The organism is Serratia marcescens (assembly GCF_006715005.1).
Classification (GTDB): Bacteria; Pseudomonadota; Gammaproteobacteria; order Enterobacterales; family Enterobacteriaceae; genus Serratia; species Serratia montpellierensis.
In genome coordinates, this window is the sequence record NZ_VFMJ01000001.1 from 498,645 (window position 1) to 522,326 (window position 23,682).

The 23,682-nt window shown below is 60.9% G+C and carries 23 protein-coding genes; 20 read left to right on the plus strand and 3 right to left on the minus strand.

The features are described from left to right. The first annotated feature begins 8 nt into the window (after positions 1-8). From patD to FHU12_RS02445, 3 genes are all read left to right on the plus strand, one after another. Positions 9-1,433, plus strand: coding sequence for an aminobutyraldehyde dehydrogenase (patD, locus tag FHU12_RS02435; RefSeq protein ID WP_141967190.1), 1,425 nt, complete (start codon positions 9-11; stop codon positions 1,431-1,433). A gap of 85 nt (positions 1,434-1,518) precedes the next feature. Next, positions 1,519-3,429: an NAD(P)-binding protein gene (locus FHU12_RS02440; protein ID WP_141967193.1), complete on the plus strand. Its 1,911-nt coding sequence runs from the start codon at positions 1,519-1,521 to the stop codon at positions 3,427-3,429. Then, complete coding sequence (locus FHU12_RS02445; protein ID WP_141967195.1) at positions 3,426-4,610, plus strand: c-type cytochrome; 1,185 nt, start codon at positions 3,426-3,428, stop codon at positions 4,608-4,610. Before FHU12_RS02440 ends, FHU12_RS02445 begins: the two co-directional genes overlap by 4 nt. Before the next feature lie 37 nt (positions 4,611-4,647). On the opposite strand, the gene hmpA is transcribed toward FHU12_RS02445, so the two are convergent. Then, positions 4,648-5,838, minus strand: a complete 1,191-nt coding sequence (hmpA, locus tag FHU12_RS02450) for an NO-inducible flavohemoprotein (protein ID WP_141967198.1) — start codon at positions 5,836-5,838, stop codon at positions 4,648-4,650. A 357-nt stretch (positions 5,839-6,195) separates the two neighbouring features. Here hmpA and glyA point away from each other — a divergent pair, with 357 nt between their 5' ends. Then, positions 6,196-7,449, plus strand: coding sequence for a serine hydroxymethyltransferase (gene glyA / locus FHU12_RS02455; RefSeq protein ID WP_025303922.1), 1,254 nt, complete (start codon positions 6,196-6,198; stop codon positions 7,447-7,449). A gap of 156 nt (positions 7,450-7,605) precedes the next feature. Then, complete coding sequence (locus FHU12_RS02460; RefSeq protein WP_141967200.1) at positions 7,606-8,751, plus strand: 3-phenylpropionate MFS transporter; 1,146 nt, start codon at positions 7,606-7,608, stop codon at positions 8,749-8,751. Here FHU12_RS02460 and csiE read toward each other — a convergent pair whose 3' ends face one another. Next, a complete protein-coding gene (gene csiE / locus FHU12_RS02465; protein WP_141967202.1) occupies positions 8,752-10,017 on the minus strand; it encodes a stationary phase inducible protein CsiE in 1,266 nt (421 codons plus the stop codon). 182 nt (positions 10,018-10,199) lie between these two features. Here csiE and FHU12_RS02470 point away from each other — a divergent pair, with 182 nt between their 5' ends. Further along, positions 10,200-10,835, plus strand: a complete 636-nt coding sequence (locus tag FHU12_RS02470; RefSeq protein WP_141967204.1) for a DUF1007 family protein — start codon at positions 10,200-10,202, stop codon at positions 10,833-10,835. Continuing rightward, positions 10,826-11,848, plus strand: coding sequence for a nickel/cobalt transporter (locus FHU12_RS02475; protein ID WP_141967206.1), 1,023 nt, complete (start codon positions 10,826-10,828; stop codon positions 11,846-11,848). The genes FHU12_RS02470 and FHU12_RS02475 overlap by 10 nt, the downstream gene beginning before the upstream one ends. 56 nt (positions 11,849-11,904) lie before the next feature. Here FHU12_RS02475 and suhB read toward each other — a convergent pair whose 3' ends face one another. Beyond that, a complete protein-coding gene (gene suhB, locus FHU12_RS02480; protein ID WP_025303917.1) occupies positions 11,905-12,708 on the minus strand; it encodes an inositol-1-monophosphatase in 804 nt (267 codons plus the stop codon). A 119-nt stretch (positions 12,709-12,827) separates the two neighbouring features. On the opposite strand from suhB, the gene trmJ reads away from it, so the two are divergent. The 13 genes from trmJ to rlmN all read left to right on the plus strand — a co-directional run bounded on the left by trmJ (position 12,828) and on the right by rlmN (position 23,666). Beyond that, complete coding sequence (gene trmJ / locus FHU12_RS02485) at positions 12,828-13,562, plus strand: tRNA (cytosine(32)/uridine(32)-2'-O)-methyltransferase TrmJ (protein ID WP_025303916.1); 735 nt, start codon at positions 12,828-12,830, stop codon at positions 13,560-13,562. Positions 13,563-13,755: 193 nt separating this feature from the next. Continuing rightward, positions 13,756-14,250, plus strand: a complete 495-nt coding sequence (iscR, locus tag FHU12_RS02490) for a Fe-S cluster assembly transcriptional regulator IscR (protein WP_004941404.1) — start codon at positions 13,756-13,758, stop codon at positions 14,248-14,250. Between the two features lie 54 nt (positions 14,251-14,304). Beyond that, positions 14,305-15,519: a cysteine desulfurase gene (gene iscS, locus FHU12_RS02495; protein WP_015378780.1), complete on the plus strand. Its 1,215-nt coding sequence runs from the start codon at positions 14,305-14,307 to the stop codon at positions 15,517-15,519. A gap of 24 nt (positions 15,520-15,543) precedes the next feature. After that, entirely contained in the window at positions 15,544-15,930 is a 387-nt protein-coding gene (gene iscU / locus FHU12_RS02500; RefSeq protein WP_033635600.1) for a Fe-S cluster assembly scaffold IscU, read from the plus strand. Between the two features lie 54 nt (positions 15,931-15,984). Beyond that, positions 15,985-16,308: an iron-sulfur cluster assembly protein IscA gene (iscA, locus tag FHU12_RS02505; protein WP_004941410.1), complete on the plus strand. Its 324-nt coding sequence runs from the start codon at positions 15,985-15,987 to the stop codon at positions 16,306-16,308. A gap of 62 nt (positions 16,309-16,370) precedes the next feature. Continuing rightward, positions 16,371-16,892: a co-chaperone HscB gene (hscB, locus tag FHU12_RS02510; protein ID WP_060439408.1), complete on the plus strand. Its 522-nt coding sequence runs from the start codon at positions 16,371-16,373 to the stop codon at positions 16,890-16,892. A gap of 32 nt (positions 16,893-16,924) precedes the next feature. Then, entirely contained in the window at positions 16,925-18,775 is a 1,851-nt protein-coding gene (hscA, locus tag FHU12_RS02515; RefSeq protein WP_025303914.1) for a Fe-S protein assembly chaperone HscA, read from the plus strand. A 2-nt stretch (positions 18,776-18,777) separates the two neighbouring features. Continuing rightward, positions 18,778-19,113, plus strand: a complete 336-nt coding sequence (gene fdx, locus FHU12_RS02520; protein ID WP_004941417.1) for an ISC system 2Fe-2S type ferredoxin — start codon at positions 18,778-18,780, stop codon at positions 19,111-19,113. Positions 19,114-19,145: 32 nt separating this feature from the next. Beyond that, positions 19,146-19,346 (plus strand): Fe-S cluster assembly protein IscX, encoded by a 201-nt coding sequence (iscX, locus tag FHU12_RS02525; protein WP_047574017.1) that lies wholly within the window; start codon positions 19,146-19,148, stop codon positions 19,344-19,346. Between the two features lie 83 nt (positions 19,347-19,429). Continuing rightward, the gene (gene pepB / locus FHU12_RS02530; protein WP_185742269.1) at positions 19,430-20,725 is read left to right on the plus strand and encodes an aminopeptidase PepB; all 1,296 of its coding nucleotides are present in this window, start codon (positions 19,430-19,432) and stop codon (positions 20,723-20,725) included. An 88-nt stretch (positions 20,726-20,813) separates the two neighbouring features. Next, positions 20,814-21,644: an enhanced serine sensitivity protein SseB gene (gene sseB / locus FHU12_RS02535; RefSeq protein ID WP_141967208.1), complete on the plus strand. Its 831-nt coding sequence runs from the start codon at positions 20,814-20,816 to the stop codon at positions 21,642-21,644. Positions 21,645-21,806: 162 nt separating this feature from the next. Continuing rightward, positions 21,807-22,232 carry a nucleoside-diphosphate kinase gene (gene ndk, locus FHU12_RS02540; RefSeq protein ID WP_004941424.1) on the plus strand — a complete coding sequence of 142 codons (426 nt, stop codon included), beginning with the start codon at positions 21,807-21,809 and terminating at the stop codon, positions 22,230-22,232. A gap of 237 nt (positions 22,233-22,469) precedes the next feature. Further along, positions 22,470-23,666 (plus strand): dual-specificity RNA methyltransferase RlmN, encoded by a 1,197-nt coding sequence (rlmN, locus tag FHU12_RS02545; protein ID WP_004941426.1) that lies wholly within the window; start codon positions 22,470-22,472, stop codon positions 23,664-23,666. The last annotated feature ends 16 nt before the right edge of the window (positions 23,667-23,682 follow it).

Consider the following 23,682-nt stretch of genomic DNA (forward strand, 5'->3'; position numbering starts at 1 on the left):
ATAACCCTATGCAAAGCCAACTGTTGATTGACGGCCAACTGGTGAACGGCCAGGGCGCGACCCAGCCGGTGTATAACCCGGCGACCGGCGAAGTGATTGCGCAGGTGGCGGAGGCCAGCCCGGAGCAGGTCGATCGCGCGGTGCTGGCGGCGGATGCCGCGTTCACCGCCTGGGGGCAGACCACGCCGAAGGAGCGCGCCGAGCATCTGCTCAAGCTGGCGGATCTGATCGATGAGCATGCCGAGACCTTCGCCAAGCTGGAGTCGCTCAACTGCGGCAAGCCTTATCACTGCGTGTTGAACGACGAGCTGCCGGCGGTGGCCGACGTGTTTCGCTTCTTCGCCGGAGCCAGCCGCTGCCTGACCGGCATGGCGGCCGGCGAGTATCTGGCCGGGCATACCTCGATGATCCGTCGCGATCCGCTCGGGGTGGTGGCCTCGATCGCGCCGTGGAACTACCCGCTGATGATGGCGGCCTGGAAACTGGCGCCGGCGTTGGCGGCGGGCAACTGCGTGGTGATTAAGCCCTCGGAGCAAACGCCGCTGACCACTTTCAAACTGGCCGAACTGGCCGCCGGGCTGTTCCCGCCGGGCGTGCTCAACGTGCTGTTCGGCCGCGGCGCCGGCGTCGGCGATCGGCTGACCGGGCATGACAAGGTGCGAATGGTGTCGCTGACCGGCTCGATCGCCACCGGCGAGCACATCATCGCCCACACCGCCGCCGGCATTAAGCGTACCCATATGGAGCTGGGCGGCAAGGCGCCGGTGCTGGTGTTCGACGACGCCGATCTGCAGCAGGTGGTGGACGGCATTCGCGGCTTCGGTTTCTACAACGCCGGGCAGGATTGCACCGCCGCCTGCCGCATCTACGCGCAGAAAAGCATTTATCCCGAGCTGGTAAAGCGGCTGGGCGAGGCGGTGGCCAGCCTGAAGATCGGTGCGCCGGACGACGAGAGCACCGAACTGGGGCCGTTGATTACCGCCCAGCATCTGGAGCGGGTCGCCGGTTTTGTCGAGCGCGCCAAAGCGTTGCCGCACGTGCAGGTGGTGACCGGCGGCGAGAAGGTGAAAGGGCCGGGTTACTATTTCCAGCCGACGCTGTTGGCCGGCGCGCGCCAGGACGATGAGATCGTGCAGCGCGAAGTGTTCGGCCCGGTGGTGACGGTGACGCCGTTTGACGACGAAGAGCAGGTGCTGGCCTGGGCGAATGAATCCAACTACGGGCTGGCGTCATCCGTGTGGACCCGCGACGTGGGCCGCGCGCATCGCTTAAGCGCTCGCCTGCAATACGGCTGCACCTGGGTGAACACCCACTTCATGCTGGTGAGCGAAATGCCGCACGGCGGCCAGAAACTGTCCGGCTACGGCAAGGATATGTCGATGTACGGGCTGGAGGATTACACCGCCATTCGTCATGTGATGTTCAAACATTGATTTTACAATAATTATCCGCACAATAGCGCGGCCTTCGGGCCGGCCCCGGCCGGCCGATGATAATAAAAATTGAAAGGAAGCCTATATGGGTATTACCCGACGCGATTTTCTCAACGGGGTGGCGATCACCATCGCCGCCGGGTTGACGCCGCTGCAAATCTTGCGCGCGTCGCCGCAAACTGCCAATCAAACCCTGTACTACCCGCCGGCGCTGACCGGGCTGCGGGGTAACCATCCGGGCTCGTTCGAGCATGCGCATCAACTGGGGCGCGACGGCAAAACCTTTGATTTCGGCAGCGTACCCGCCGTTGAAGAGTTCGATCTGGTGGTGGTCGGTGCCGGCATCAGCGGGTTGGCGGCCGCCTGTTTCTGGCAGCAGCTGAAAGGCGAGCAGCAGCGCATTCTGCTGATCGACAACCATGACGACTTCGGCGGCCACGCCAAGCGCAACGAATTCAACACCGACGACGGCATGCTGCTCGGCTACGGCGGCAGCGAATCGCTGCAGTCGCCGCGCTCCAACTTCAGCCCGGTGGCGATGGGGCTGCTGCACAAGCTCGGCGTCGATATCGACCAACTGGAGCAGGCGTTTGACACCATCTTCTACCCGGATCTTAACCTGAGCCGCGGGGTTTACTTCGATCGCAAGAACTTCGGCGTCGACAAGGTGGTGAGCGGCGATCCGGGCCGCACAGTGGCGGACGACATTCCGCGCGATCGCCTCAACGGCCGTTCGTATGAAGCGTTCATCGGCGATTTCCCGCTGCCGGAAAGCGATCGCCAGGCGCTGATCGCACTGCATACGGTGGAGAAAGATTATCTGCCGGAGATGACGCTGGAGCAGAAGGTCGAGTGGCTCGATACCCACAGCTACACCCAGTTCCTGCGTGAAAAAGTGGGCCTGAGCGAGCTGGCGATCCGTTATTTCCAACAGACCACCAACGACTTCCAGGCGGTGGGCATCGACGGCACGTCGTGCAGCGATGCGCGCATCTGCGATCTGCCGGGCCTCGGCGGCATGAATCTGCCGCCGCTGGACGAAGAGTCGCAGGCGGATCTCGACGATCCTTACGTGTTCCACTTCCCGGACGGCAATGCCACGCTGACGCGCCTGATGGTGCGCAAGCTGATCCCGGCGGTGGCGCCGGCCGGCAAAGACATGAATGACGTGGTGCTGGCCAAATTCGACTACAGCCAGCTCGATCGGCCGGAGTCGCCGGTGAAGCTGCGTTTGAACAGCACCGGGCTGCACGCGGCCAACGTTGGCGACAAGGTGGAAGTCACCTATATGACCGGCGAGAAGATGACCAAGGTGCGCGCCGGGCAGGTAGTGATGGCCGGCTACAACATGATGATCCCGTACCTGGTGCCGGAGATGTCGCACGAGCAGCAGGAGGCGCTGAAGCAGAACGTCAAGGCGCCGCTGGTGTACAGCAAGGTGGTGATCCGCAACTGGCAGCCGTTCATCAAGCTGGGCGTGCACGAAATTTATTCGCCGGCCGCACCGTACAGCCGCGTGAAGCTGGACTACCCGGTGAGCATGGGTGGATACCAGCACCCGCGCGATCCGGATCGGCCAATCGGCCTGCACATGGTCTACGTGCCGACGCTGCCGGGCAGCGGCCTCAGCCCGCGCGAGCAGTCGCGCAAAGGGCGCGCGCTGCTGCTGGGCACGCCGTTCGAGGTGCACGAGCAGATGATCCGCGAGCAGCTGCAGGGCATGCTGGGCGCGGCCGGTTTCGACCATCAGCGCGACATTCAGGCGATCACCGTCAACCGCTGGTCGCACGGTTACTCCTACTTCCTCAACGGACTGTTCGACGACGAAGACGAAGCCAAGAAAATCATCGAAACGGCGCGGCAGCCGATCGGCAAGATCGTTATCGCCAACTCCGATGCCGACTGGAGCCCGTACGCCAACTCGGCGATCGATCAGGCGTGGCGCGCGGTGAACGAACTGGCCTACGGCAAGGTTGCCGCCAAGGAGGGAGCATGAGTCTGCGTTCGCTGTACCTGTTGAGCCTGCTGGCGGCCGGCGGCTCGGCCCAGGCGATGTCGGCCGGGGAATACGTCGCCAAAGCCGGCGACTGCACCGCCTGCCACACCGCGCCGGGCGGCGCTGAACTGGCGGGCGGCATGAAGTTTCCGACGCCGCTCGGGGCTATCTACGCCACCAACATCACGCCGGACAAGCTGCACGGCATCGGCGCCTATTCGTTCGAGGAGTTCGATCGCGCCATGCGCCAGGGGGTAGCCAAAGACGGCCACCGGCTCTACCCGGCGATGCCGTACACCTCCTACGCCAAAATGAGCGCGGAAGACATGCGCGCGCTGTATGACTACCTGATGAATGAGGTGCCGGCGCAGAACGTCGCCAACCGGGACAGCGACATCAGCTGGCCGCTGTCGATGCGCTGGCCGCTGGCGGTGTGGAACTCGCTGTTCCACGACGACCAGCCGTATCAGGCAGATCCGCAGCAAAGTGCCGAGTGGAACCGCGGCGCCTATCTGGTGCAGGGCGCGGGCCATTGCGGCAGCTGCCATACGCCGCGCGGCTGGGCGATGCAGGAGAAGGGCCTGGACGGTAAGGAATCGGTATTCCTGAGCGGCGCCGAGCTGGACGGCTGGTACGCCTCCAATCTGCGCGGCCTGCCGCCGGAAGAGGTGACGGCGCTGCTGAAAACCGGCCGCAGCCGCCATGCGGCAGTCGCCGGGCCGATGAGCGAGGTGGTGACCCACAGCACGCAGTATCTCAGCGACGGCGATCTGAACGCCATCGCGGTGTACCTGCGCAGTCTGGCGCCGGAAACCGCCGCCAAAGCCGCTGCGCCAGCCTCGCAGGTGGATAACCCGGGCGGCAAGGCGACCTATGCGATGTACTGCTCGACCTGCCACGGCAATAAGGGGGAGGGCACTGACTTCGCCATTCCGGCGCTGGCGGGCAATGCCACGGTAACGGCGGACAATCCGCTGACCGCGCTGCGGGTGGTGCTGGAGGGGGCGCATACGCCGATCACGCAGCAGGCGATGGCGTTTGACATGCCGGCTTATGGCTGGGCGTTGAACGATCGGCAGGCGGCCGATCTGATGAGCTACCTGCGGGGAAGCTGGGGCAACCAGGCGGCGCCGGTGACGGTGCAGCAGGTGCAGGACGCGCGCCAACTGCAGGCGAAATAAAGAGGGAGCGCGGTCTGACGGCCGCGCTCCGCAAGCATTACAGCACCTTATGCGGGCCGAAGCATTCGTAGTGAATGCGTTCGGCCTCTACGCCCATCTCCAGCAGCTGTTTGCCCACGAACTGCATGAAGGCCACCGGGCCGCAGAAGTAATAGTGCATCTGCGGATCGGCCAGGCTGCCTTGCAGCGCGCTCAAATCCATCAATCCGCGGCTGTGGTAGTCGCGGCCTTCCACGTCATCGGCACCCGGCTCGCGGTACCACACATGGCGGCTCAGATTCGGCATACGCCCGGCAATATCCGCTACCTCATCGGCAAAGGCGTGTACGCTGCCGTTTTCCGCCGCGTGCAGCCAGTGGACCTGCGCCTGATGTTGGTTGTCGTGCAGGCTGTTGAGCATGCCGAGCATCGGGGTTTGGCCGACGCCGGCGGAGATCAGCGCCACCGGCGTGGTCGGCGCCACGTCGAGGAAGAAGTCGCCGTGCGGCGGGGCGATGTAGATCACGTCGCCTTCCTGCGCCTGCTGGTGCAGGTAGTTGGAGACTTTCCCCTGATCTTCGCGCTTCACCGCGATGCGGTAGAACTCGCCGTTTGGCGAGGTGGTCAGCGAGTACTGGCGAATTTCCTGATGCTCCAGGCTGTCGTGCTTGATGTAGACCGCCAGGTATTGCCCCGGTTTGAAGTCCGCCACCCGGCCGCCGTCCACCGGCGCCAGCACGAAACTGCAGATCACGTCGCTCTGCGGCTGTTTCTTCAGGATGCGGAATGCGCGCAGATCGCGCCAGCCGCCGTTGTCGGTTTCGCTCTGCTGATAAATCTGCTCTTCACGCTGGATAAATACGTTGGCCAGCACGCCGTAGGCCTTGCCCCAGGCGTCCAGGACTTCCTGGCCCGGGCTGAACATTTCGTCCAGGGTCGCCAGCAGGTGACCGCCGACGATGTTGTACTGCTCCGGCTGGATATTGAAGCTGGTGTGCTTCTGCGCGATGCGCTCCACCGCCGGCAGCAGCGCCGCCAGGTTCTCGATGTTGGCAGCATAGGCGCAGATGGCGTCGAACAGCGCCTGACGCTGATCGCCGTTGCGCTGGTTGCTCATGTTGAAAATGTCTTTCAATTCTGGGTTGTGCGCGAACATGCGATCGTAAAAGTGGGCGGTCAGCTTCGGCCCGGTCGCAGCCAGCAGGGGAATGGTGGATTTCACGGTGGCGATGGTTTGGCTATCCAGCATGGAAGCGCTCCTTGGGTTGGGATCTTGACGATAATTGTAATGATGTATTTTAAATGCATCTTATTGGGTTCCGCGTCGCTTGTAAATACCCTTGTTTTCGTTGCGGTGTTCTTCGGGCGTCGATCGTGCTCACAGAACATGAAAAAAGCGCATCGTTCGCATGAGGAAATGTCCGTTGATAAACGACGGTATTTAGCGGATCAAAGCCTTGCGCCACCTTATGCCAATCGTTTGCGTAAAAACCTCTGTCAAGACCTATCTTCGGTGGGGTGAAACGGTTTACACTGTGGCCCAGAACCCAAACGGGTAGTTATTTGGTGATTTTTTAGTTAGCTGATTTAAGTCAGGAGATGCCGGATGTTAAAGCGTGAAATGAACATTGCCGATTACGATGCGGAACTGTGGCGTGCCATGGAGCAGGAAGTGGTGCGTCAGGAAGAGCACATCGAGCTGATCGCGTCTGAGAACTACACCAGCCCGCGCGTGATGCAGGCTCAGGGTTCCCAGCTGACCAACAAATACGCTGAAGGCTATCCGGGCAAGCGTTACTACGGCGGCTGCGAATACGTGGATATCGTTGAGCAGCTGGCTATCGATCGTGCCAAAGAATTGTTCGGCGCCGATTACGCCAACGTGCAGCCGCACTCCGGCTCCCAGGCTAACTTCGCCGTGTACACCGCGCTGCTGCAGCCGGGCGACACCATTCTGGGCATGAACCTGGCGCACGGTGGCCACCTGACCCACGGTTCCCCGGTTAACTTGTCCGGCAAACTGTATAACGTGGTGCCTTATGGCATCGACGACAAAGGTCAAATCGACTATGACGATCTGGCCAAACAGGCGCAAACCCACAAGCCGAAAATGATCATCGGCGGCTTCTCCGCATATTCCGGCGTGGTTGACTGGGCCAAAATGCGCGAAATCGCCGACAGCATCGGCGCTTACCTGTTCGTCGACATGGCGCACGTGGCGGGCCTGATCGCCGCCGGCGTGTACCCGAACCCGGTACCGCACGCGCACATCGTCACCACCACCACCCACAAAACCCTGGCGGGTCCGCGCGGCGGCCTGATCTTGGCGAAGGGCGGCGACGAAGAGCTGTACAAGAAGCTGAACTCCGCCGTGTTCCCAGGCGGCCAGGGCGGCCCGCTGATGCACGTGATCGCCGGCAAGGCGGTGGCGTTGAAAGAAGCGATGGAGCCTGAGTTCAAGGTTTACCAGCAGCAAGTGGCGGTCAACGCCAAGGCGATGGTGGATGTGTTCCTGCAGCGCGGCTACAAAGTGGTCTCCGGCGGCACCCATAACCACCTGTTCCTGCTGGATCTGGTCGATAAAAACCTGACCGGTAAAGAAGCGGACGCCGCCCTGGGCCGCGCCAACATCACCGTCAACAAAAACAGCGTGCCGAACGATCCGAAGAGCCCGTTCGTCACCTCCGGCGTGCGTATCGGCACCCCGGCCGTGACCCGTCGCGGCTTCAAAGAAGCCGACGTGCGCGAACTGGCCGGTTGGATCTGCGATGTGCTGGACAACATCAACGATGAAGCCACCATCGAACGCACCAAGAAGAAAGTGCTGGATATCTGCGCCCGCCTGCCGGTTTACGCATAATCCCGCTTTTGCCTGATAAAACCCGCTGCGGCGGGTTTTTTTGTGGCCGCTCGCGGTAAACTGTGAGCTGTCTGGCACTCTAACGCATTGAAGCGGAATGAAGATTGCGGGGCGGTGTGAGCTCTGTCAAAGTATTGCCCTCACTCCGGAGGGATCATGGTTCTGCAATCCACGCGTTGGCTCGCGCTCAGCTATTTCACCTACTTCTTTTCCTATGGCATCTTCTTACCGTTCTGGGGCGTGTGGCTGAAAGGCGAAGGTATCGCGCCGGAAACCATCGGCATATTGCTCGGCGCCGGTTTGGTGGCCCGCTTCCTCGGCAGTTTACTGATTGCACCCCGCGTTAAAGATCCCTCTCATTTAGTCTCCGCCCTGCGCCTGCTGGCGCTGCTGACACTGGCTTTCGCGGTTGGCTTCTGTTTCGGCAACGGTTGGGGCTGGCTGATGCTGGTGATAGCGGGGTTCAACCTGTTCTTCTCGCCGCTGGTGCCGCTGACCGACGCGCTGGCCGGCACCTGGCAAAAGCAGATCCGTATGGACTACGGCCGGGTAAGGCTGTGGGGCTCGCTGGCGTTCGTCATCGGCTCGGCGCTGACCGGGCAGCTGGTGGCGGTGTGGGGCCATAACGCCATTCTCTACAGCCTGATCTTCAGCGTGCTGGCGATGCTGCTGGGCATGTTGCTGAAGCCGAGCGTCATGCCGCAGGGCGAAGCACGCACCCACAGCGATACCGAACGTTCGCTGTGGGCACTGCTGAAAGAAGGGCCGGTCTGGCGCTTCCTGCTGTGCGTCACGCTGCTGCAGGGGGCGCACGCCGGCTACTACAGCTTCGGCTCCATTTACTGGCAGGAGGCGGGCTATTCGGCCTCGACCATCGGCTATCTGTGGTCGCTGGGCGTGGTGGCGGAGGTGATTATTTTCGCCAGCAGCAACGTGCTGTTCCGCCGCTGGAATGCGCGCAACCTGCTGTTGCTCTCCGCCTGCTGCGGCGTGTTGCGCTGGAGCCTGATGGCCTACAGCACCGAGTTGGGCTGGCTGCTGCTGATCCAGATCCTGCATTGCGGCACCTTCACCGTCTGCCATCTGGCGGCGATGCGCTTTATCGCCGCGCGCCAGGGGCAAGAGGTGATCCGGCTGCAGGCGGTGTATTCGGCGCTGGCGATGGGCGGCGGTATCGCCGTCATGACGGTCATTGCCGGGTTCCTGTTCGAACATTGGCAGGGCGGGGTATTCTGGGTGATGGCGGCGGTCGCGGTGCCGGCCTTGTTCATCCGGCCGCCGGCGGTCAGCGTCAGCCGCTGATTAAGGCGCTTCCAGCAGCGCGCGGATGGCCTGGCGCTGCCGAGTTTCTAGCGGCAATTCGGTATAGATCAGCGGCGGGTGCGGATCGCTGTGCACCGCCGCATAAGGGGTGATCACCAGCATGACGCCCTGCGGCGCCCCGCCGCGCAGATAGTCGCTCAGCGGCAGGTACTTGATGTTCAGCGGCAGCAGCGTGAGCTCGCGGATCTGGTATTCCACTTCCTCTTCCAACTGCGGGTTATCCAGCGTCAGCAGCAGCACCTGTTTTTCCTGCAGCGCGTTGTCCTGCATCAGCCAGGCGCCGAAGCTGATGGCCATCAGGCCCGCCTCCTCGTTGGAAAAATGCACGCCGTATTCCTGTTCCAGCGGTTTCAACGCTTCCTGCGTGGTGCGCATTAGCCGCGGGTATTTGCGCACCACTTCTTCCAGCAGCATATTGTCGATGCCGATGGCGAAACGGCAGCGCTCCAGCGCCGGCGCCAGGTGGGCGAACAGTTGGCTGACCAGCTCCGTCTTGCTGCTGAAGGCCATGCCGGAAAGCTGCTGGAAACGCTCGACCATGCTGTCGATCGCCGCCATCAATCTCTGCTCTTGCGCCGAGTCATTGCTGTGGTAGCTGTGATTTTTCAACATGGTGAAGGTCAGCGCCAAAAAATCGCGCTCGTCTGCCTGCGGCGGCTGGTTAAACAGCCGGTTGCAGGCCTGATGCAGCCAGGCGGCGGCCTGTTGCTCCGGCTTTTGCCGCAGCCAGTCGCGTTGAACGGCGTCGAAATGCGGATGGCGCTGCAGGCGATTTTGCCAGGCGCAGTAGAGCAGATAATGCTGCAGGAATTGGCGGTCGCGCGCATCGAAGCGGCGGTTGAGCAGCGGCTCGCAGGCGTCGATCGCCTCTGTCAGTGCAGACGCCGGGGCGGCGTCGGCCGCCAGCGCGTGCCGCAGGCGCGGGGCGAAATCACCTTCAACAAACTGCGGGCTGCAGCGCAGTGCCCGCCGCAGCCAATGGATCAGGCACAGACGCTGGTTGAGCGCGCTGCCCCGCAGGTGGTAGCCATGGTCGGGATCGACGGCGATCTCCAGGTGATGGAAACGCTGGATTTCACTGGCCACCTCGGCTATATCTTGCCGGGTTATCGGGGGGGCAACGCCGTTGATTCGGCTTAGGGTCTCCAGCTGTAACTCGGGCTCCGGCGTGTACAGCATCAGCAGCAGATGGCAGCGCCGTTGTTGTCCGGAGAGCGCGGGCACGGGAGAGGTGTCCAGGCTCATTATCACCTTCCGGCATAAAAGGTTGCGATTATGCCTAAGCATAGCAAAAGGCTTTGTGACGGCAGGGTTACCGCGCAGCTTTTACTTCGGCTTACAACTTTCGTCACAAATATCGCCGGGAGAGGCGGGCCGTTCGGTATTTATTTGTGTTACGTTATAACAAATACAGGTAAGGCAGGATAATGATGAAGTTACGTCGTCTTTTGGTTGCTTTCGGCGCCGTGTTCAGCGCCGGTGCGATCGCGCATCCGCACAGCTTTATCGACATGAATACCACCTTCGTCGCCAAAGACCAGCGGCTGGTCGGCCTGAAAATGGTGTGGGTGATGGATGAAATCACCTCGGCGGATCTGCTTTACGATGCGAAAAACGCCAAGAGCGATTCGGAAGTGTGGAAAAAGCTGGCGGCGGAAGTGATGGCCAACGTGCTGGGGCAGCACTATTTCACCGATCTTTACCGCGACGGCAAGCCGGTGAAATATCTGAACTTGCCCAGCGAATATCACCTGTCGCGCCAGGGCAATCAGGCGGTGCTGGAGTTCGTGCTGCCGTTGGCCGAACCGCAGCCGCTGGCGGGCAAGCCGTTCGAACTTTCTACTTACGATCCGACTTATTTCGTGGATATGACCTATAAAGACCAAAATGCACTGCATCTGCCGCCGGAGATGGCGCCGCTGTGCAGTTACAAGCTGATGACGCCGAAGCCGAATGCGTCGCTGCAGGCCTATGCGCTGTCGCTCGACAAGAACGACTCGCCCGGCGAAGACCTGGCGCTGGGGCAACAGTTCGCCCAGCGGGTGACGCTGCAATGTCGTTAAATCTCTCGCAACCGACGACGAGCCGGCGTCACTGGGCCTTCGGCCTGTGGCCGCTGCTGCCGTTCACACTGGTGCTGGCGGCCGCCGCGCTGCTGGCGTGGCACTATTGGCCGCAGCTGCTGATGCAGAGCGTGGTGTGGCAAAAAGCGCTGCACCAGCAGATGGCGGGGATGTTGCAGCAGGTGAAGGCCGCGCCGCAGCAGGCCGGGCTGGCGCTGATGCTGTTCAGCCTCGGCTATGGCGTCTTGCATGCGCTCGGCCCCGGCCACGGCAAAGTGGTGATCGCCACCTATCTGGCTACCCATCCGGCGCGGCTGAAAAGCAGCCTGAAGCTGACCTTTGCGGCTTCGCTGGTGCAGGGCGGGGTGGCGATCGCGCTGGTGACGCTGATGCTGGTGGTATTGCAGCTCTCTTCGCGCCAGCTGCACCAAAGCAGTTTCTGGCTGGAGAAGGGCAGCTTTATTCTGGTGATGCTGCTTGGCGTGCTGCTGAGTTGGCGCGCGCTGAAACGCCTGTTTGCGGCGATTAAGGCGATGCGCCCGGCGCCGGCGCTGCGCATCAACAGCCTGACGCCATTGACGGCGGATCATGTGCACAGCGCCAATTGCGGCTGCGGCCACCGGCATCTGCCGAGCGACAGCGAGCTGCAGGCGGGAAGCGACTGGCGCACTCAGGCCGCCATCGTGCTGGCGATGGGCATGCGTCCCTGTTCGGGGGCGATTTTAGTGCTGCTGTTCTCCAAGGTGATCGGCGTGTTCGGCTGGGGAGTGATCTCCGCGCTGGCGATGGCGTTCGGCACCTCGTTGACCATCTCGATGCTGGCGCTGCTGGTGCATTACAGCCGCCGGCTGGCGGTGCGCCTCAGCCGTTCGCGTGCCCCCGCCGCCTGGAGCGCGGTGGCCTGGGGGGCGCTGGCGTTGGCCGGCGGCCTGATCCTGTTGGCCGCCGGGCTGTTGCTGTACGTCAGCGCGCAGCCGGAATTCGGCGGCGGCATCCGCCCCTTCTCCCGCTAACGGGCATAAAAAAAGCGCTGCATCGGCAGCGCTTTTTTTCGATTCGCTTCTGGCGATTAACGCTTCAGCGCTTCGCTCAGTTCTTCACGCATGGTGGCCAGCATGGCTTTCACCACGCGTGGGTTGCCTGCGACCAGGTTACCTGAGCTGAAGTGGTTGTGGCCGCCGACGAAGTCGGTCACCAGGCCGCCGGCTTCACGCACCAGCAGCTCGCCCGCGGCGAAGTCCCACGGCTTCAGGCCGATTTCGAAGAAACCGTCTACGCGGCCGGCGGCCACATAGGCCAGATCCAGCGCGGCGGAACCGGTGCGACGGAAGTCTGCGCACTGGGTGAACAGCTTGCCGACGATGTTGATGTAAGGCGTTGCGTGCTGTTTGACTTTGAACGGGAAGCCGGTCGCCAGGATGGTGCCATCCAGATCTTTGGCGTTGGTACCGCGCAGGCGGTAGCCGTTGAGCTGTGCGCCCTGACCGCGAGTGGCGGTGAACAGTTCGTTGCGCATCGGATCGTAAACCACGGCCACTTCAGTACGGCCTTTGATGCGTACGGCGATGGAAACGGAGAAATGAGGGAAACGTTTGATGAAGTTTGCAGTGCCATCCAGTGGATCGATCACCCATTGCACATCGCGATCTTCGCCGATCAGCTCACCGCGTTCTTCGCTCACGATACTGTGTTGCGGATAAGACTTGCGGATGACGTCGATGATCAGATGCTCTGCATCGCGATCGACGTTGGTGACGAAGTCATTGGTCCCTTTCTGGCTCGCTTCTACAGCGTCCGGGGTTTCGTAGTTTTTGGCAATCAGGTTACCGGCCTTGCGCGCAGCGCGCACGGCGATAGTCAGCATCGGATGCATGGGTATCTTCCAACTAGGATGTTAAAGAACAGGAAACGGCGCGAAGTATAGCAGCTGTTCGGCAAATTGCCTACGGCTGTGTTAAGATGCTGCGATTTTCCGCCACGCTCAGAGTTTGTATGCTGCACAATATCCGCATTGTTCTGGTAGAGACTTCACATACCGGCAACATGGGCTCGACCGCCAGAGCCATGAAAACCATGGGTTTAACCAACCTTTATCTGGTTAATCCGCTGATCAAACCCGATTCTCAGGCCATCGCCCTGGCCGCCGGCGCCAGCGACGTGATCGGCAACGCCACTATCGTCGATACCCTCGATGACGCCATCGCCGGCTGTAGCCTGGTGGTGGGCACCAGCGCACGTTCTCGCACCTTGCCGTGGCCGATGCTGGAGCCGCGTGAATGCGGCGTGCGCGCGGTACACGAAGGCGAACACGCGCCGGTGGCGCTGGTGTTCGGCCGCGAACGCGTCGGGCTGACCAACGATGAATTGCAGAAGTGTCACTACCACGTCGCCATTCCGGCCAACCCGGACTACAGCTCGCTGAACCTGGCGATGGCGGTGCAGATCCTGGCGTATGAAGTGCGCGTGGCTTACCTCGATCGCCAACAGGCGGGCGCGCCGCAGCTGGAAGAGACGCCGTATCCGCTGGTGGATGACCTCGAGCGTTTCTATCAGCACCTGGAGCAGACGCTGCAGCGCACCGGCTTTATTCGCCCGTCCCATCCGGGCCAGGTGATGAGCCGCCTGCGCCGGCTGTTCACCCGCGCGCGCCCGGAAGGGCAGGAGCTGAATATCCTGCGCGGCATGCTGACGTCGATCGAGAAACAGGATAAACATCAAGGTAATTAATTGATGTGGCATAACGGTGGGCGACAATAGTATTAGTTATCCAAAGGTTATAACATGTATTTTATATACCTTTGTTCTTGCTAAGTTCAAAACGTGCTAATACTTGAGTCAATTACTAGGTTAAATAGTTGACTGTTTTACTCAGGAATGTCAGACTTTCGGCCATATTTGACCAACAGGTAACCATTGAGCTATGAGACTGACATCCAAAGGCCGTTATGCCGTAACCGCTATGCTTGACGTAGCGCTGCATTCCCAGGAAGGGCCGGTGCCACTGGCGGACATTTCCGAACGCCAGGGTATTTCGCTCTCTTATCTGGAACAATTATTCTCCCGTCTGCGCAAGAATGGCCTGGTGGCCAGCGTGCGCGGTCCGGGCGGTGGTTATCTGCTGGGTAAAGACGCGGGTGAGATCGCCGTTGGCGCTGTCATCACTGCCGTCGATGAATCGGTAGATGCAACCCGTTGCCAGGGCAAAGAAGGCTGTCAGGGCGGCGATCGCTGCTTGACCCACGCCCTGTGGCGCGATCTGAGCGAGCGCATCAGCGGGTTCCTGAACAACATTACGCTGGCAGAACTGGTCAACAACCAGGAAGTGCTGGTGGTGGCGGATCGTCAAAACAACGATACGCGCCGCACGGCCAACGGTCGTCCGCAAGAAACTATCAACGTTAATCTGCGCGCATAAGCAGCTGGCGAAATTATTTTAGTTTTTGGAAGTGATGTACGGAGCACAAGAGCAATGAAATTACCGATTTATCTGGATTACTCAGCAACGACGCCGGTTGACCCGCGCGTTGCTGAGAAGATGATGCAGTTTTTGACCCTGGACGGCACTTTTGGCAACCCGGCTTCCCGTTCCCACCGTTTCGGTTGGCAGGCGGAAGAGGCGGTAGACATCGCCCGTAACCAAATCGCCGAACTGGTGGGCGCCGACCCACGCGAAATCGTCTTCACCTCCGGGGCGACCGAATCCGACAACCTGGCGATTAAAGGTGCTGCCAATTTCTACCAGAAAAAAGGCAAGCACATCATCACCAGCAAAACCGAACACAAAGCCGTGCTGGACACCTGCCGTCAGCTGGAGCGCGAAGGGTTTGAAGTGACCTACCTGGCGCCGCAGAGCAACGGCATCATCAGCCTGCAGGATCTCGAAGCGGCGATGCGCGATGACACCATCCTGGTCTCCATCATGCACGTCAACAACGAGATCGGCGTGGTGCAGGACATCGAAGCGATCGGTGAAATGTGCCGTGCGCGCGGTATCATCTACCACGTTGACGCCACCCAGAGCGTGGGCAAACTGCCTATCGATCTGAGCAAGCTGAAAGTCGACCTGATGTCGTTCTCCGGCCACAAAATCTATGGCCCGAAAGGCATCGGTGCGCTGTACGTGCGTCGCAAGCCGCGCATCCGCATCGAAGCGCAGGTACACGGCGGCGGTCACGAGCGCGGCATGCGTTCCGGCACCCTGCCTGTCCACCAGATCGTCGGCATGGGCGAAGCTTACCGCATCGCCAAAGAAGAGATGACCGAAGAGATGGCGCGTCTGCGCACCCTGCGCGATCGTCTGTGGAACGGCGTGAAAGATATGGAAGAAGTTTATCTGAACGGCGATCTGGAGCACGGCGCACCGAACATCCTGAACGTCAGCTTCAACTACGTTGAAGGCGAGTCGCTGATCATGGCGCTGAAAGACCTGGCCGTTTCTTCCGGTTCAGCCTGTACCTCCGCCAGCCTCGAGCCGTCCTACGTGCTGCGCGCGCTGGGCATGAGCGATGAATTGGCGCACAGCTCGATCCGTTTCTCCCTGGGGCGTTTCACCACGGAAGAAGAGATCGACTACACCATTCAACTGGTGCGTAAATCCATCGGCCGTCTGCGCGATCTGTCCCCACTGTGGGAGATGTTCAAGCAGGGCGTGGACATCAACAGCATCGAATGGGCGCATCATTAATTCTCAGGTTTCAGGAGCAAGGTCATGGCTTACAGCGAAAAAGTAATCGATCATTATGAAAACCCGCGTAACGTGGGTTCTTTCGACAACGAAGATCCTACCGTCGGCAGCGGCATGGTAGGGGCACCGGCTTGCGGCGACGTGATGAAGCTGCAAATCAAGGTTAACGATGAAGGCATCATCGAAGACGCGCGCTTTAAAACTTACGGCTGCGGTTCCGCCATCGCCTCCAGCTCGCTGGTGACCGAATGGATGAAAGGCAAGTCGCTCGATCAGGCTGAAGCGATCAAAAACACCCAGATCGCCGAAGAGCTGGAATTGCCGCCGGTCAAAATTCACTGCTCGATCCTGGCTGAAGACGCCATCAAAGCAGCGATTGCCGACTATAAGAGCAAGCATAGCGCCGAGTAATTTGTCTGAGTCGGCCCGGCCGCGCCGGGCTTTGATTTGAAGTGTGAGGTTGTGATGTCTATTACCATGAGCGACAGCGCTGCGCAGCGTGTTCAGGCGTTTTTGACGAACCGCGGCAAGGGTCTCGGCCTGCGTCTGGGAGTGCGAACTTCCGGCTGCTCCGGGATGGCCTACGTGCTGGAATTTGTTGACGAAGCCAACGATGACGACATCGTGTTTGAAGACAAAGGCATCAAGGTGATCATCGACGGCAAGAGCCTGGTCTACCTTGACGGCACCGAGCTTGATTTCGTTAAGGAAGGCCTGAACGAAGGCTTCAAGTTCAACAACCCGAACGTCTCAAGCGAATGCGGCTGCGGCGAGAGTTTCAACGTCTGACAGTCCATCGTGCTCCCCCGTTTCGGCGGGGGAACTTCATCCGCTAACGCCCAGAGCACGCTATGGATTACTTTACTTTATTCGGGCTGCCAGTTCGCTACACCGTGGACGGCAGCCTGCTTGCGTCCCGCTTCCAGGATCTGCAGCGCCAATTTCACCCCGATCGTTTCGCCAACCAGCCGGAGCGCGAACGCCTGATGGCGTTGCAGCAGGCGGCGACCATCAATGAAGCTTACCAGTCGCTGAAGCACCCGTTAAAACGCGCGGAGTATATGCTATCTTTGCACGGCTTCGATCTGGGCAACGAACAGCATACGATGCGCGACACCGCCTTTCTGATGGAACAGCTGGAGCTGCGCGAAGAGCTCGATGCCATTGAGCGCAAACCGGAAGCGGAAAGCCTGCTGGCCGATTTCGGCGCGCGGCTGGCCACCTCCATCAAGCAGCGCAGCGCGCTGATGCTGCAGCAGTTGGACAGTGAACAGTGGGCGGATGCCGCTGACACCGTGCGCAAGCTGCGCTTTTTGGACAAACTCCAGCAACAGGTTGAACAACTCGAAGAAAAACTGCTGGGTTTTGAGTAACACCTTCTGATTCTGATTGTGGAAGCTTCAACATGGCCTTATTACAAATTAGTGAGCCTGGCCTCAGCGCCGCGCCGCACCAGCGACGTCTGGCCGCCGGCATCGACTTAGGCACCACCAACTCGCTGGTCGCCACGGTGCGCAGCGGGCAAGCGGAAACGCTGGCCGACGATCAGGGACGCCATTTGCTGCCTTCGGTGGTGCATTATCAGGCGGACGCGCAGCGCGTCGGCTGGGATGCGCGCCAACAGGCGGCGCAGGATCCGGCCAATACCGTCAGCTCCATCAAACGCATGATGGGCCGTTCGTTGGCGGACGTCCAGCAACGTTACCCGAACCTGCCGTATCAATTTCAGGCCAGCGACAACGGCCTGCCGCTGATCGTCACCGCCGCCGGCCCGGTTAACCCGGTTGGCGTCTCCGCCGATATCCTGCGGGCTCTGTCCGCGCGCGCGCAAGCGGCGCTGGAAGGCGAGCTGGATGGCGTCGTGATTACCGTTCCCGCTTACTTCGACGACGCGCAGCGCCAGGGCACCAAAGACGCGGCGCGTCTGGCCGGCCTGCACGTCCTGCGCCTGCTGAATGAACCGACCGCGGCGGCGATTGCCTACGGGCTGGATTCCGGCCAGGAAGGGGTGATCGCGGTTTACGATCTGGGCGGCGGCACCTTTGATATCTCCATTCTGCGCCTCAGCCGCGGCGTGTTCGAAGTGCTGGCCACCGGCGGCGATTCCGCGCTGGGCGGCGACGATTTCGATCACCTGCTGGCCGACTGGTTGCGCGAGCAGGCCGGCGTGGCCGATCGCAGCGATCACGGTGTGCAGCGCCAACTGCTGGACGCCGCCATCGCCGCCAAAATCGCGTTGAGCGATGCCGACAGCGTGTGCGTTGAGGTAGCCGGCTGGCAGGGCGAGGTGACCCGCGCCCAGTTCGAAGCGCTGATCGCTCCGCTGGTGAAACGTACGCTGATGGCCTGCCGCCGCGCGCTGAAAGATGCTGGCGTCGCCGCGGACGAGGTGCTGGAAGCGGTGATGGTCGGCGGTTCCACCCGCGTGCCGCTGGTGCGTGAGCAGGTGGGCGCCTTCTTCGGCCGCACGCCGCTGACGTCTATCGATCCGGATAAAGTGGTCGCCATCGGCGCCGCGATCCAGGCCGACATCCTGGTGGGCAACAAGCCGGACAGCGACATGCTGCTGCTGGACGTGATCCCGCTGTCGCTGGGCCTCGAAACCATGGGCGGCCTGGTGGAGAAAGTTATCCCGCGCAACACCACCATTCCGGTGGCGCGCGCGCAGGAGTTCACCACCTTTAAAGATGGCCAGAGCGCGATGATGATCCACGTGCTGCAGGGCGAGCGCGAGCTGGTGCAGGATTGCCGTTCGCTGGCGCGCTTCACGCTGCGCGGCCTGCCGCCATTGCCTGCCGGGGGCGCGCATATTCGCGTCACCTTCCAGGTGGATGCCGATGGTCTGCTGAGCGTCACCGCGATGGAGAAATCCACCGGCGTTGAGGCCTCGATCCAGGTCAAGCCGTCATACGGTCTGTCGGACAGCGAAATCGCCGGCATGATCAAGGATTCGATGGCCAACGCGCAAAGCGACGTGGGCGCGCGCAAACTGGCGGAGCAACGCGTGGAAGCCGCGAGGGTGCTGGAAAGCCTGCAGGGCGCGCTGGCCACCGACGCCGCGCTGCTGAGCGAGGCGGAAAGCCAGGCGATCGCCGCCGCGACTCAGGCGTTGCAGCAGGCGGCGCAGGGTGAAGATCCCGCCGCTATCGAAGACGCCATCAAAACATTAGATGCACAAACGCAAGATTTTGCCGCGCGCCGCATGGACGCTTCCATTCGCCGCGCGCTGGCTGGCCATTCTGTGGATGAGGTTTAACCATGCCTAAAATTGTTTTCCTGCCCCATCAAGACCTTTGCCCGGAAGGGGCGGTTCTGGAAGCCGAAAAAGGGGAGTCGATCCTCAACGTTGCGCTGCGCAACGGCATTGAAATCGAGCATGCCTGCGAGAAATCCTGCGCCTGCACCACCTGCCACTGCATCGTGCGTGAAGGCTTCGATTCGCTGGAAGAGAGCAGCGAGCTGGAAGACGACATGCTGGACAAAGCCTGGGGGCTGGAGCCGGAAAGCCGTCTGAGCTGCCAGGCGCTGGTCGCCGACGAAGATCTGGTGGTCGAAATGCCGCGCTACACCGTCAACCACGCGCGTGAGCATTAATTGTTAGCCGCAGCGTCAACCCGGAGATCATAATGGGACTGAAATGGACCGACAGCCGTGAAATCGGCGAAGCCCTGTACGACCAATACCCGGATACCGATCCGAAAACCGTGCGTTTTACCGACCTGCATCAGTGGATCTGCGATCTGGAAGAGTTCGATGACGATCCGCAGGCTTCCAACGAAAAAATACTGGAAGCGATCCTGCTGGTCTGGTTAGATGAAGCGGAGTAAATAGCGTAACGGGCTGCCATGGGCGGCCCGTTTATTTTGTATCCGACAAGATTAATAAAAGAATAATCCGGAGTAAGAAGGCTATGACAACAGAATTCATGCAGGTTACGCTGTCGCAACAACCTGCCGACGCCCGCTGGGGCGAAAAAGCGCTGCTCAGCACCAACGGCGAAGGGATGACCATCCACCTGACCGGCGCCGACAAGCTGGGCGCGATCCAGCGTGCGGGCCGCAAAATTGACGGTCAGGGCATCAAAAACGTCAGGCTGGCCGGCGACGGTTGGGATTTGGAAAACAGCTGGGCGTTTTGGCAGGGTTACCGCGGGCCGAAAGGGCAACGCAACGTCGAATGGGCCGAACTGCCGGAAGCCGCGCGTCAGGAGCTGGATCAGCGCCTGAAGATCGTCGACTGGGTGCGTGACACCATCAACATGCCGGCGGAAGAGCTGGGGCCGGAGCAACTGGCGACCCGCGCCGTCGATCTGATGTGCGACGTCGGCTGCGATGCCGTCAGCTACCGCATCACCAAGGGCGAAGATCTGCGTGAGCAGAACTATGCCGGCATCCACACCGTCGGCCGCGGCTCCGAGCGCCCGCCGGTGCTGCTGGCGCTGGACTTCAACCCGACCGGTAACCCGGACGCGCCGGTGTTCGCTTGCCTGGTCGGCAAGGGCATCACCTTCGATACCGGCGGTTATAGCCTGAAACAGAGCGCCTTTATGGATTCGATGAAGGCTGACATGGGCGGTGCGGCCACCATCACCGGCGCCCTGGCGCTGGCGGCGGCGCGTGGTCTGAAGCAGCGCGTGAAGCTGTACCTGTGCTGCGCCGACAACATGGTCAGCGGCAACGCCTTCAAACTGGGTGACATCATTCGCTACCGCAACGGCAAAACCGTCGAGGTGATGAACACCGATGCGGAAGGGCGCCTGGTACTGGCCGACGGCCTGATCGACGCTTCTGAGCAGAATCCGCAGCTGATTATCGACTGCGCGACCCTGACCGGCGCGGCCAAAACCGCGGTAGGCAACGACTACCACGCCCTGTTCAGCTTCGACGATGCGCTGGCGCAGGAACTGCTGAGCAGCGCCGCCGCCGAGCAAGAGCCGTTCTGGCGTCTGCCGTTGGCCGAGTTCCACCGCAGCCAGCTGCCGTCCAACTTTGCCGAGCTGAACAACGTGGCCGGCCCGGCTTACACCGCTGGCGCCAGCACCGCGGCGGCCTTCCTGTCGCACTTCGTCAAGAACTACCAGCAAGGCTGGCTGCACATCGACTGTTCCGCCACCTACCGCAAAGGCGCGGTGGATCAGTGGTCGGCCGGCGCGACCGGTCTGGGCGTGCGTACCCTGGCCAATCTGCTGCTGAGCAAAGCCAAATAATTGAACGCCCGCCGCGTCGGGCGCTAGAATGCGCATTATCTTCGGGGCCCAGCATGCTGGGCCTCGCTATTTGATCCTGGAGTTTGCCATGAGTTCCCATCATCACGATGCCGCCCCGAGCGAGAACGAACTTGAACGCCTGCTGAAGCTGGCGGTGACGGAGCCGGCCCACCGCCCGGCGTTCTTCCGTGAACTGCTCGAGGCCACGGTGCTGATCCTCGGCGACAGCGAACAGGTGCAGCAGGACGGCGACATCACGCTGAACGCGGATACGCCGGTCAATATCCAGCATTGGGAAAAGCAGGACGGCGGCAGCATCATTCCGTTCTTCACCTCGCTGGAAGCACTGCAGAAGGCCGTTGAGGACGAACAGCCATTCATCGCCATGCCGGCGCGGGTGCTGTTCGAAATCACCCAGGGCGCGGATCTGTTCCTCAACCCGAAGGCGGAGTACGGCAAAGAGTTCTATCCGGAAGAGGTGGCGATGCTGCTGGCGACCGGCGGCGTCGTCAAACCGGTGGAGCATTACGTCGATAAAGAGACCCAGATCCTGCTGGGGCAGCCCGAGGAATATCCGTCGGCGATGGTGGATGCGTTGACCACGCTGTTCAGCCAGCGCAAACCGGTGCGCCGCGCGTTTCTGGCGCTGATGCATGACCAGGCGGCGGACGAGAAGCCGAATCTGCTGGTCGGACTGGAAGTGGACGCCGAGCCGGCGGAGATCGAGGCGCTGATCAACGAGGCCGGCAGCGTCGCCAGCGAAACGGCGCCGAACGACGAACCGGTGGATTTCTGCCTGGTGTCGGAGAACGAGCGCGGCATCAGCCACTATCTGATCTCCCATACGCAGCCGTTTTATCAGCGCCGCTGGGGCAGTTGGCTACGCAATTTGATCCCGTCTACCGACAAGACCCAGTAGCGCCGCCGCGTGGTCGAAAATGACCCATGAAGATCATATTTTTTTAATGAAATGTTGATTTTCCCGTAGGCAAGCGTTAACGGCGCACATATAATCTGCGCCACTTGAGAAGGCCGGCAACATTGCAGACCGGCCTGTTTTGGAAGTCATACAGAGGCCATCATGACCGTAGAACGTACCTTTTCCATCGTTAAACCAAACGCTGTAGCCAACAACGACATCGGCGCTATCTACGCGCGTTTCGAGCGCGCCGGTTTCAAAATCATCGCCGCTAAAATGCTGCGTCTGACTCGCGAACAAGCTGAAGGCTTCTACGCTGAGCACAAAGGCCGCCCATTCTTCGACGGTCTGGTTGAGTTCATGACCTCCGGCCCAATCATGGTGCAGGTTCTGGAATCTGAAAACGCCGTGCAGCGCAACCGTGACATCATGGGCGCAACCAACCCGGACAACGCACTGGCCGGTACCCTGCGTGCCGACTACGCGGACAGCTTCACCGCTAACGCCGTTCACGGTTCCGACTCCGTTGAATCCGCACAGCGCGAAATCGCTTACTTCTTCAACGAAAGCGAAATCTGCGCACGTTAATCGTGCCGTTTCTTGGCTGAGAACCCAGCATTCACCGGCTGAAACAATAAAAATGCCCTGAATGCCTTTCAGCCGTAGCCACCCGCTACTAAAATTTGTACAATGCCGCGCCCCTGATAAGACGACTTGTCAGGGGCGTGTTTTTAGTGCCGCCACCCGAATCATGCGGGCTGAAATGCACAACTTACTGTCCATTCTTTAGCGCCATAACGTGTAATAACGAGGCCAGAGATCATTATGTTAGAACCCATCACGTCCGAGCACACCGTGTCTGAAAATAATTCGCTGACTACCCCCTCCGTTAACGTGGAGCAACCGGCTGCGGCCAAAATCAACCTGCTGGATCTGAACCGCCAGCAAATGCGCGAGTTCTTCGCCGAAATGGGCGAGAAACCGTTTCGCGCCGATCAGGTGATGAAGTGGATTTACCACTACTGCTGCGACGATTTCGAGCAGATGACCGACATCAACAAAGTCCTGCGCGGCAAGCTGCAGCGCGTGGCGGAGATCCGCGCGCCGGAAGTGGCGGAAGAACAGCGTTCGGCCGACGGCACCATCAAGTGGGCGATTAAAGTCGGCGATCAGCAGGTTGAAACCGTGTACATCCCTGAAGCCGACCGTGCGACGCTGTGCGTCTCCTCGCAGGTAGGCTGCGCGCTGGAGTGCAAATTCTGTTCGACGGCGCAGCAGGGCTTCAACCGCAACCTGCGCGTGTCGGAAATCATTGGCCAGGTGTGGCGCGCGGCGAAAATCATCGGTGCGCTGAAGGTGACCGGCCAACGCCCGATCACCAACGTGGTGATGATGGGCATGGGCGAGCCGCTGCTCAACCTGAACAACGTGGTGCCGGCGATGGAAATCATGCTGGACGACTTCGGCTTTGGCCTGTCCAAACGCCGCGTGACCCTGTCCACCTCCGGCGTGGTGCCGGCGCTGGACAAGCTGGGCGACATGATCGACGTGGCGCTGGCGATTTCGCTGCACGCGCCGAACGACACCATCCGCGATGAGATCGTGCCGATCAACCGCAAGTACAACATCGAGACCTTCCTGTCTGCGGTGCGTCGCTATCTGGAGAAATCCAACGCCAACCAGGGCCGCGTGACCGTCGAGTACGTGATGCTGGATCATATCAACGATAGCACCGACGATGCGCATCAGCTGGCGGAAGTGCTGAAAGACACGCCGTGCAAGATCAACCTGATCCCATGGAACCCGTTCCCGGGCGCTCCGTACGGCCGCAGCTCCAACAGCCGGGTGGATCGTTTCTCCAAGGTGTTGATGGAATACGGCTTTACGACTATTGTTCGTAAAACCCGTGGTGACGATATCGACGCCGCCTGCGGGCAACTGGCGGGTGAAGTGATCGACCGTACCAAGCGTACCCTGAAAAAGAAAATGGCCGGGGAACCTATCAACGTACGGGCGGTCTGAACCCTATAGCACCATT